The organism is bacterium (assembly GCA_030654305.1).
Lineage (GTDB): Bacteria > Krumholzibacteriota > Krumholzibacteriia > LZORAL124-64-63 > LZORAL124-64-63 > PNOJ01.
In genome coordinates this window covers 1-9,108 of record JAURXS010000148.1, presented here as the reverse complement: position 1 = coordinate 9,108, position 9,108 = coordinate 1, and the positions used below count along the sequence as shown (strand labels likewise).

Below are 9,108 nucleotides of genomic sequence, written 5' to 3'. Positions count from 1 at the left end.
CGAACTGAAGCCGGCCGTGGTGCGGCGCTTCTTCAAGGGCGTCGTGCTGGGCCGCGTCACGCGCCACGAGGCGCCCAACCTCCTGGCCCTGAACTTCCTGCTGGAGCGGACCCTGGGCGGCGGCGGCACCGTGTCGCTGATGCTGGACCCGCAGGGCAAGACGCTGTCGCAGGCCCTGCTGGAGATGGAAATGGACGTGCCGGCCAGGCTCGTGCCGCGGGAGTGACGCCGTGCAGGATCTCATCGTCGCCGGCCTGTTCGCCTACCCGCTGAAGGCCGCGCGCGCGGTGCCGCTGGCCGAGGCCGCGGCGCTGGCCCGCGGCCGGCGCCGCGACCGCCGCTGGCTGCTGGTCGCCCAGTCCGGCGAACCGGTCATGCTCAAGTCCCACCCCCGGCTCGCTACCGTGGCGATCGGACTCGACGGCGAGGCGCTCGTCGTCACCGGCGCCGTCGGCCCGCCCCTGCGCGGCGCCCCGCCGCCCGCGGACTCGGCCCCGCTGCCGGTCACCGTCAAGCGCCGCACGCTCGCGGCCAGGGTGGCCGCGCCGGAGGCCAACCGCTACTTCAGCGAGCTGCTGGGCGAGACGGTCTGGCTCGCGCAGCTGGCGCACGGCGAAGCGCCGGCGGGCGAACCGGCCGCCGCCGACCCCGCGGTCAGCGACGGTTTGGCGGGCTCGGCGCCCTACCTGATCTGCGGCGAGGCGTCGCTCGCCGACCTCAACCTCCGCCTCGCCGCGCGCGGCGAAGCGCCCGTCGGCATGGATCGCTTCCGGGCCAACCTGGTGATCGGCGGGGGCGAGCCCTACGCGGAGGACGGCTGGCGGCGGCTGCGCGCCGGCGCGGCCGAGTTCGAGATCCTGCGGCCGTGCCCCCGCTGCCCCAACACGACGGTCGATCCCCTGACCGGAGAGGTCGGGCCGGAACCGCTGCGGACGCTGACCGGCTACCGCACGCTGCCGGGCGGCGTCATGTTCGGCGTGTTCGCGCGCGTGGTGCGCGAGGGGGACCTGCGCCCGGGCGATCCCGTGTCGGTCCTCGAATGATCATCACCGGAGGTGCCTCCATGCGCCGGATCCCGACCCTCGCCTGCTGCGCGCTGCTGCTCGCCGCGGCCATCCCCGTCGCCACCGCCCGCGCCGAAACGCCGCCGACCGGCGCCTTCTCCTTCGCGGTCGAGGCGACGGTGACCGGAACGCCGGCCGCGGCCTTCGACGCCGCCACCGGCGACATCTCGGGGTGGTGGGACCACACCATGTCCGACCACCCGGTGCGCCTGGTCGTCGAACCGAAGCCGGGCGGCGCGTTCCTGGAAATCTTCGACGAGAGCGGCGACGGCGTCCGCCACGCCGCGGTGACCTACGCTCGCCGCGGCGAGATGCTGCGCTACGAGGGGCCGCTGGGCCTGGCCGGCCACGCCATCCACATGGTCACGACCTGGACCTTCGCCGACGCCGGCGAGGGGCGCACCCTGGTGCGGGTCGAGGTCCACGCCGCCGGCGAGATCCTGGCGGGTTGGCCGGCGGTGGTGGAGCAGACCTGGCAGCACTTCCTGCTGAAGCGGTACGTGCCATATGTGGAAGGCGGTTGCCGGCCGTTGAAGTGACGTCGACGTCCGGCGGGGTTGTGGGCCGCGTCCGGATCCGGTACCATCGATGTCGGGACTCACCATTGTACCGCCGAACGGGGCCGTCGTGCCGGCGGCGGCGGTGCGATTGCTCGATCTCGTGGGAGGGTGGAGATGTACAGATCGCTGCGAGTTGCCTGCGTGTCCATCGTTTCGATCCTGGCGGCCACGACGGCCGCCGCGCAGCTGACCGTCGCCACGAGCGAATCGCTGTACAACAATTTCGAGACGGTGGAGATCACGATCCACAACGGCGGCCCGGGGCCGGGGCACTTCATCTCGTATCCCGCCTACATCATCTACCACCTCGACACGGCGCTCTGCGTGGACGCGTGCGTCGCGCTGGCGGACGTGTGGGACATGCTCCCCGGGGAGACGATCACCGCGTCGTTCGACCTCGACCTGTTCCCCATCCCGCTGGGGATGTACCGGGTCGAGCTGACAGGATCTTCGGCCGACCCGGGCGCGATCCTCCACTGCGACTTCGAACTGATCGATGTCCTCGCAGCCGGGAGCGGCTCCTGGGGAGCCGTGAAGGCCCTCTACCGCTGAAGCCAGCGGACAGGGACGCGGAACGGGAGCCGGCGGCGGCTCCCGTTCCTGTTCTCTCCGGCCGCGGGGCCGCGCCTCAGCCGGCCCGCTTGCGCTCGTACTGCCGCAGCAGGTCCGCGAACAGCTCCGGGATCATCGCCATGCGTTCGGGCGTCTCGACGTAGGCCACGCGCATCTGGGTGCGGCCCGGGTTGGGCTCCCCCGCGGGCACGCTGTAGAAACCGGCCATCGGGGCGGTCAGCACCGTGAGCGCCCGGCCGCCGACGTCGACCTTCCCCTCGGACGCGCACCACAGGACGAAGTCCAGGGCGTCGAACCCGTCGGCCACGATGTTGCGCACGTCCAGCACCGAGTAGATGGCGGCGTCGGGGCTCGAGACGATCACGCCGGGCAGGGCGGCGCGCATCCGCGAGGTGAAGTCGAAGAGCATGCCGCGGTAGTAATCGCGCTGCTTGCCGTACCAGGCGCGCAGCGTCGCGTGGTCCTCGTGGGCCAGCGCGCCGAAGACGTACTGCCCGATCACGCTGCTGCAGAGGCTGACGGTGTGCTCGGCGATGGCCTTGCGGTGGAAGGGCTCGTTGTCGGTGACCAGGGCGCCGATGCGCAGCCCGCAGGCGTTCCAGACCTTCGAGGTGGTCTCGATGCCGATGCGGCGGCCGGTGATGCCGGGCGCCTCGGCCTCGGTCACGCCCCAGACGCTGGTGCAGCGGCCGCCCGTGTAGTACAGCTCGCGGTAGGCCTCGTCGCTCACCAGCCACAGGTTGTGCTTCACCGCGAGACGGGCCAGGGCGACCAGCGCCTCGTGGTCGTAGTACTGTCCGGTCGGGTTGTCGTAGGGGATCACGACCATCGCGCGGGGCTTCTTCTCGCGGATGACCTGCTCGATCCGCGCGGGGTCGGGCAGCGAGAACTTGCCGTCCTCGCCCAGGCTGCGCTGCACCGAGCAGGTGGCGCGGCCGAGACGCTGGCAGAGCGTCTTGTAGTTGGTGTAGGCGGCGTCGATCAACAGCAGCGGGGCCTCGTCCGTGCCGGCGGGTCCGCAGACGCCCACGATCAGCAGCTCCATGGCCTGGGTGCCGCCCTCGGTGATGTGGCCGTGCAGGCCGGCGGTGTCGAAGCCGCTGCTGGCGATCACGTTCATGAAGGCGTCGATGCATTCCTGGGTCCCGGCGGTCGACGAGTACTTCACGACCCCGTCGCGGAAGGGGCTCTGCGGCGCGCCGAGGTTCCGCAGGCGCTCCTGCATGGCCGGGTACATCGGGAGCGAGACGTTGCCGATCGCCACGTTGATCGCCTCGGTGCCGTCGCGGCGCTCGTCGAAGCGGAGCTGCGCCATGCGGATGACCGAAGGCTGGCGCCCGGCGAACTGGGCGGACATCACGGGCGGCTGCGCGCTGGTCTGTTCCATGGGACCCTCCTGGTGGGTGTGCGGCCCCTCCAAGGTGCAACGGGGAACCGCCGGCCGCAAGGTCGGCTTGTGGTCCCAACCCCAAGTGTTATATTAGGATCCGGGAGGCGGCATGCACGAGATGACCCTGGTCGCCGGCATCCTCGAGATCGCCGAGGAACGGGCCCGTGAAGCGGGCGCCGCGCGCATCAACACCGTCACGGTGGAGATCGGGCGGCTGGCCGGCGTCGAGCTGTCGGCGCTGGTCTTCTGCTTCGAGACGGCCCGCCTCGGGACCATGGCCGCCGGCGCCGAGCTGGTCGTGTGCGAACTGCCCGGCCGCGGCCGTTGCCCCGCCTGCGGCGCCGACGCCGAGATCGACTTCTACGCGGCCCTCTGCCCCGCCTGCGACGGCTGCCTGCAGGTGGTGGGCGGGCGCGAGCTGCGCGTCGCCTCGCTCGACGTCGACTGAACACCAAGCCCCTGGAGGGCGTCATGTGCGACACGTGCGGCTGCAACCAGTCCCCGGACGCGGTGACCTACCGCAAGCCCGGCGGGCACGACCACCCCCACCGGCACGGCGACACGGAGCACGCCCACCCGCACGAGCACGAGCATGACCATGACCATGGCCACCATCACGATCACGGCCACGATCACGGCCACGATCACGGCCACGACCATGATCACGGCGGCGGCCGTCGCCTGTCGGTCGAGCAGGACATCCTGCGGCGCAACGACGTCGTGGCCGAGCGCAACCGGGGCTGGTTCGAGGGCCGCGGCGTGCTGGCGCTGAACCTCGTGTCGTCGCCCGGCTCCGGCAAGACCTCGCTGCTCGAGCGCACGATCCGCGACCTCAAGGGCGAGATCCCCCTGGCCGTGATCGAGGGCGACCAGCAGACCCTCAACGACGCCGAGCGCATCGCGGCCGCCGGCGCCCCGGTGCTGCAGGTCAACACGGGCTTCGGCTGCCACCTCGACGCCGAGATGGTCCGCCGCGCGCTGGCCGAACTGGCCGTGCCCTCGGGCGGAGTGCTGCTGATCGAGAACGTGGGCAACCTGGTCTGCCCCGCCCTGTTCGACCTGGGCGAGCACGCCAAGGTCGTGATCATCTCGGTGACCGAGGGCGACGACAAGCCGCAGAAGTACCCCGCGATGTTCGCCGCGGCGAGCCTGTGCGTGATCAACAAGACCGACCTGCTGCCCTACGTCGACTTCGACGTGGAGGCCTGCAAGGACGCCGCGCGGCGCGTGAACCCGGCGCTGGCCTTCGTGGAGCTGTCGGCGACCGGCGGCGAGGGGCTCGACGGCTGGTACCGGTGGCTGCGGGACCGCCGCGCCGCCGCGGCGCGATGAGATGACGCGGCAGCGGCAGCGGCAACGGCTCCGCGTCGACGGCGTCGTGCAGGGCGTGGGCTTCCGGCCCTTCGTCTTCAACCTGGCCGAGAGCCTCGGCCTGGCCGGCCACGTCGCCAACGACAGCGAGGGCGTGATCCTCGAGATCGAGGGCGACCCCGCCGGTCTCGCGGCGTTCCGCCGCCGGCTCGAGGCCGAAGCGCCGCCCCTGGCCCGCATCGAGTCGGTCGCCGCCGAGCCGGTCCCCGCCGTCGGCGCCGAGGGGTTCGCCATCCTGCCGAGCCGCGACTCGCCGGGCACCTCGACCTGCGTGCCGGCCGACAGCGCCCTGTGCGCCGACTGCCGCCGCGAGATCCTGGACCCGGGCGACCGCCGCCACCGCTACGCCTTCACCAACTGCACCAACTGCGGCCCGCGCTGGACGATCATCGGGCGCATCCCCTACGACCGCCCCTTCACCAGCATGTCGCCCTTCGCGATGTGCCCCGACTGCGCCCGCGAGTACCACGACCCCCACGACCGCCGCTTCCACGCCCAGCCCAACGCCTGCCCCGCCTGCGGGCCGCGGCTGCGCCTGGAGGGCGAGGGCGTCGATCCCGCCGCTGACCCGCTGCGCGAAGCCGCCCGCCTGCTGATCGCGGGCCGCATCCTCGCGGTCAAGGGGCTCGGCGGCTTCCACCTGGCCGCGCGCGCCGACGACCAGGCGGCCGTGCTCTGGCTGCGCGCGCGCAAGGGACGCGAGGCGAAGCCGCTGGCGCTGATGGTCGCGGACCTCGACGCGGCGCGGGAGCTGGCGCACGCCGGCGAGGAGGAGGCGGCGCTGCTGGCCTCGCCGCAGGCGCCGATCGTCCTGCTGGAGCGCCGCGCGGACGCCGCGCTCGCCCCCGCCGTCGCGCCCGGCCACCGCCGGCTCGGCGTGATGCTCGCCTACACGCCCCTGCACCTGCTGCTGCTGGCAGAGGTCCGGGCCCTCGGCGCCGGCGCGCTGGTGATGACCTCGGGCAACGCCGGCGACGAGCCCATCTGCCTCGGCGACGACGAGGCCCGCGCGCGCCTCGTGGACATCGCCGACGCCTGGCTGCTGCACGACCGGGCCATCCTGCGCCGCGCGGACGATTCGGTGGTCGAGGTCGTCGGCCGCCGAGCGCTCCTGCACCGCCGCAGCCGCGGCTACGCGCCCCTGCCGGTGCTGCTCGGCGGGAGCGGCGCGCCGGTCCTCGCGGTCGGACCGGAGCTGAAGAACACCGTCTGCCTGCTGAAGGAGAACCGCGCCTTCCTGTCGCCCCACGTCGGCGACCTGCAGAACCTGGCGGCCTACGGCTTCTTCAAGGAATCGGTCCGCACGCTGCAGGAGCTGCTCGAGTGCGAGCCCGAGACGATCGCCCACGACCTGCATCCCGGCTACCTCAGCACGCGGTGGGCGCAGGAGCAGGCCCGCGACGCCGGCAAGCGCCTGATCGCGGTGCAGCACCACCACGCCCATCTGGCCGCCGTCCTGGCCGAGCACGGGCACCCGGAGCCGGCCCTCGGCCTGATCCTCGACGGCACCGGCTACGGCACCGACGGCACGATCTGGGGCGGCGAGATCCTCGCCGGGAACGCGGCCGCCTGCACGCGCGTGGGCCACCTGTCGTGCGTGCCGCTGCCCGGCGGCGACGCCGCGATCCGCCACCCCCGGCGCATCGCGCTGAGCCACCTGCGCGCGGCGTTCGGCGACGAGTTGCCGGATCTGCCCTTCCTCGCGGACCAGGAGACGGCGGTCGTGCTGCGGATGGTGGACGGCGGCGTCCACTCCCCGCTCACCAGCAGCTGCGGCCGGCTGTTCGACGCCGTGGCGGCGTTGACCGGCGGCTGGCGCGAGGTCCGCTACGAGGCCCAGGCGGCGATCGAGCTGACGGCCCTGACCACGTGCGCCGCGGTCGAAGCCGCCCGGCCCTTCGCCTGGGAGATCGACGAGGCGGGCGACGGCCTGCTGCTGCCCTGCGGGCCGATCATCCGCGGCGCCGTCGCCGCCGTGCGGGCCGGGGCGGACGCCGCCGAGGTCAGCGCGCGCTTCCACCGCACCCTGCTGGACCTGCTCGTCGAGGCGTCCCGGCGCGCTTCGCGGCTGACCGGGCTGCGCACGGTCGCCCTGGGCGGCGGCAGCTTCCAGAACGGGATCCTGGCCGCCCTGCTGCCGCCGCGGCTGGAGGCCGCCGGCCTGCGACCCCTGCTGCCGCGGGAACTGCCGCCCAACGACGGGGCGGTGTCGCTCGGCCAGGCCGCCGTGGCGCGGGCCGGGCTCGCGTGAGCCCCCGCCGCGTTGGACGGGGCCGCCCCCGTGGTCTATCTTCGCCACAGCGCCCCGCACCCGGGAGGACCGCCATGTGCCTCGCCGTACCCGGCCAGGTGATCGAGATCTACCAGGAGAACGGCCTGCCGATGGGCCGCATCGACTACGCCGGCGTCGTCGGCGCGGCCTGCCTGGCCTACACGCCCGAGGCCGTCGAGGGTTCGTGGGTCATCGTGCACGCGGGCTTCGCCCTGCAGGTGCTCGACGAGGCGGAGGCCGCGGCCTCCCTGGCCACGCTCTCGGAACTCAACGAGCTGATCGAAGCCGACAGCCTGCCGGACGTCGCCGACGACGCCGACCGCGACGGGAAGCTCCCGTGAGGTTCCTGCAGGAGTACCGCGACCCGACGCCGTGCCGCGCGCTGCTGGCGCGCATCGCCGCGGCGGCGACGCGCCCGTGGGCGATCATGGAGATCTGCGGCGGCCAGACGCACGCCATCCTGCGCCACGGGCTCGACCAGATGCTGCCGCCCTCGCTGACCCTGGTCCACGGCCCCGGCTGCCCTGTCTGCGTGACCCCGCTCGAGACGATCGACCGCGCGCTGGCCATCGCCGCGCGACCCGGCGTGATCTTCACCTCCTTCGGCGACATGCTGCGCGTGCCCGGTTCGCGGGACGACCTGATGCGGGTCAAGTCCCGCGGCGGCGACGTGCGCTTCGTCGACTCGCCGCTCGAGGCGCTCCAGCTGGCCCGCCGCCACCCCGACCGCGAGGTCGTGTTCCTGGCCGTGGGCTTCGAGACCACCGCGCCGGGCAACGCCATGGCGGTGCGGCAGGCGGCGCGCGAGGGGCTGACGAACTTCAGCGAGCTGGTCAGCCACGTGCTGGTGCCGCCGGCGATGGCCGCCATCCTCGGCGCGCCCGCCAACCGGGTGCAGGGCTTCCTGGCCGCCGGCCACGTCTGCGCCGTGATGGGCTGGCGGGAGTACGAGCCGCTGGCCGCGCGTTTCGGCGTGCCGATCGTGCCGACGGGCTTCGAGCCGGTCGACCTGCTGCAGGGGATCCTGAGCTGCGTGGAGATGCTGGAGCGGGGCGAGGCGGGCGTCGAGAACCGCTACGCCCGCATCGTGAAGCGCGACGGCAACCCGGCCGCGCGCGCCGTGGTGGACGAGGTCTTCGAGGTCTGCGACCGCCCCTGGCGCGGCATCGGCGTCATCCCCGGCAGCGGCCTGCGCCTGCGCGCCGCGTACGCCGCCTACGACGCCGAACGGCGCTTCGACGTGGGCGACATCGCGCCGCAGGAACCGCGGGAGTGCATCAGCGGCGAGATCCTGCAGGGCGTGAAGAAGCCCGACCAGTGCGCCGCCTTCGGCAAGGCCTGCACGCCCGCCACGCCCCTGGGCGCCACCATGGTCTCGAGCGAGGGCGCCTGCGCCGCCTACTGGAAGTACCACCGGAGGAACCCGTGAGCGACGCCCCCGACTTCGACGGCCTGTCCTGCCTGGCGCCCCTGACCGGCCACGACACCGTGCAACTGGCGCACGGCGCCGGCGGGCGGCTGTCGGCCGAGCTGATCGACGCGCACGTGCTGCCGCGCTTCCGCAACGACCTGCTGGCGAAGCTCGAGGACCAGGCCGTGTTCACGCTGCCGCCCGGCCGCGTCGCCTTCTCCACCGACACCTTCGTGGTCACGCCGCTGGAGTTCCCGGGCGGCGACATCGGCGACCTGGCCGTCAACGGCACCGTCAACGACGTGGCCATGAGCGGCGCGCGCCCGCTCTACCTGAGCGTGGGCCTGGTGCTGGAGGAGGGGCTGCCGCTGGCGCTGCTGGACCGGATCCTGGGCTCGATGGAACGGGCGGCCCGCGCCGCCGGCGTGATCGTCGTGACCGGCGACACCAAGGTCGTCGACCGCGGC

11 protein-coding genes are annotated in these 9,108 nt (G+C 73.3%); 10 read left to right on the top strand and 1 reads right to left on the bottom strand.

Annotated features, from left to right (window positions below):
* The 4 genes from Q7W29_03940 to Q7W29_03925 all read left to right on the top strand — a co-directional run.
* Window positions 1-226, top strand: a 226-nt coding sequence (locus Q7W29_03940; protein ID MDO9170964.1) for a hypothetical protein, incomplete at its 5' end; no start/stop codon positions are given.
* 4 nt (window positions 227-230) lie between these two features.
* Window positions 231-1,043: an MOSC domain-containing protein gene (locus Q7W29_03935; protein ID MDO9170963.1), complete on the top strand. Its 813-nt coding sequence runs from the start codon at window positions 231-233 to the stop codon at window positions 1,041-1,043.
* Between the two features lie 20 nt (window positions 1,044-1,063).
* A complete protein-coding gene (locus Q7W29_03930; GenBank protein MDO9170962.1) occupies window positions 1,064-1,603 on the top strand; it encodes a hypothetical protein in 540 nt (179 codons plus the stop codon).
* Between the two features lie 135 nt (window positions 1,604-1,738).
* Window positions 1,739-2,176: a hypothetical protein gene (locus Q7W29_03925; protein MDO9170961.1), complete on the top strand. Its 438-nt coding sequence runs from the start codon at window positions 1,739-1,741 to the stop codon at window positions 2,174-2,176.
* Window positions 2,177-2,252: 76 nt separating this feature from the next.
* Here the strand turns inward: Q7W29_03925 and Q7W29_03920 are convergent, their stop codons facing one another.
* On the bottom strand, window positions 2,253-3,584 hold the full coding sequence (locus Q7W29_03920; protein MDO9170960.1) for an aminotransferase class I/II-fold pyridoxal phosphate-dependent enzyme: 1,332 nt from the start codon (window positions 3,582-3,584) through the stop codon (window positions 2,253-2,255).
* A 112-nt stretch (window positions 3,585-3,696) separates the two neighbouring features.
* Here Q7W29_03920 and hypA point away from each other — a divergent pair, with 112 nt between their 5' ends.
* The 6 genes from hypA to Q7W29_03890 all read left to right on the top strand — a co-directional run.
* Window positions 3,697-4,035 carry a hydrogenase maturation nickel metallochaperone HypA gene (gene hypA, locus Q7W29_03915; protein ID MDO9170959.1) on the top strand — a complete coding sequence of 113 codons (339 nt, stop codon included), beginning with the start codon at window positions 3,697-3,699 and terminating at the stop codon, window positions 4,033-4,035.
* A gap of 23 nt (window positions 4,036-4,058) precedes the next feature.
* Window positions 4,059-4,919, top strand: coding sequence for a hydrogenase nickel incorporation protein HypB (hypB, locus tag Q7W29_03910; protein MDO9170958.1), 861 nt, complete (start codon window positions 4,059-4,061; stop codon window positions 4,917-4,919).
* A gap of 1 nt (window position 4,920) precedes the next feature.
* Entirely contained in the window at window positions 4,921-7,209 is a 2,289-nt protein-coding gene (hypF, locus tag Q7W29_03905; GenBank protein MDO9170957.1) for a carbamoyltransferase HypF, read from the top strand.
* A gap of 74 nt (window positions 7,210-7,283) precedes the next feature.
* Window positions 7,284-7,571, top strand: a complete 288-nt coding sequence (locus Q7W29_03900; GenBank protein ID MDO9170956.1) for a HypC/HybG/HupF family hydrogenase formation chaperone — start codon at window positions 7,284-7,286, stop codon at window positions 7,569-7,571.
* Window positions 7,568-8,659 (top strand): hydrogenase formation protein HypD, encoded by a 1,092-nt coding sequence (hypD, locus tag Q7W29_03895; GenBank protein ID MDO9170955.1) that lies wholly within the window; start codon window positions 7,568-7,570, stop codon window positions 8,657-8,659. The genes Q7W29_03900 and hypD overlap by 4 nt, the downstream gene beginning before the upstream one ends.
* A partial coding sequence (locus Q7W29_03890; protein ID MDO9170954.1) for an AIR synthase related protein occupies window positions 8,656-9,108 on the top strand: 453 nt, incomplete at its 3' end. The genes hypD and Q7W29_03890, both read left to right, overlap by 4 nt.

What these genes read in the sequence shown, in the direction of transcription:
- Q7W29_03930 (MDO9170962.1), top strand. Translation starts at nt 1,064, where the DNA reads ATGCGCCGGATCCCGACCCTCGCCTGCTGCGCGCTGCTGCTCGCCGCG.
- Q7W29_03925 (MDO9170961.1), top strand. Translation starts at nt 1,739, where the DNA reads ATGTACAGATCGCTGCGAGTTGCCTGCGTGTCCATCGTTTCGATCCTG.
- hypF (MDO9170957.1), top strand. Translation starts at nt 4,921, where the DNA reads ATGACGCGGCAGCGGCAGCGGCAACGGCTCCGCGTCGACGGCGTCGTG.
- Q7W29_03920 (MDO9170960.1), bottom strand. Translation starts at nt 3,584, where the DNA reads ATGGAACAGACCAGCGCGCAGCCGCCCGTGATGTCCGCCCAGTTCGCC.
- hypB (MDO9170958.1), top strand. Translation starts at nt 4,059, where the DNA reads ATGTGCGACACGTGCGGCTGCAACCAGTCCCCGGACGCGGTGACCTAC.
- hypA (MDO9170959.1), top strand. Translation starts at nt 3,697, where the DNA reads ATGCACGAGATGACCCTGGTCGCCGGCATCCTCGAGATCGCCGAGGAA.
- Q7W29_03900 (MDO9170956.1), top strand. Translation starts at nt 7,284, where the DNA reads ATGTGCCTCGCCGTACCCGGCCAGGTGATCGAGATCTACCAGGAGAAC.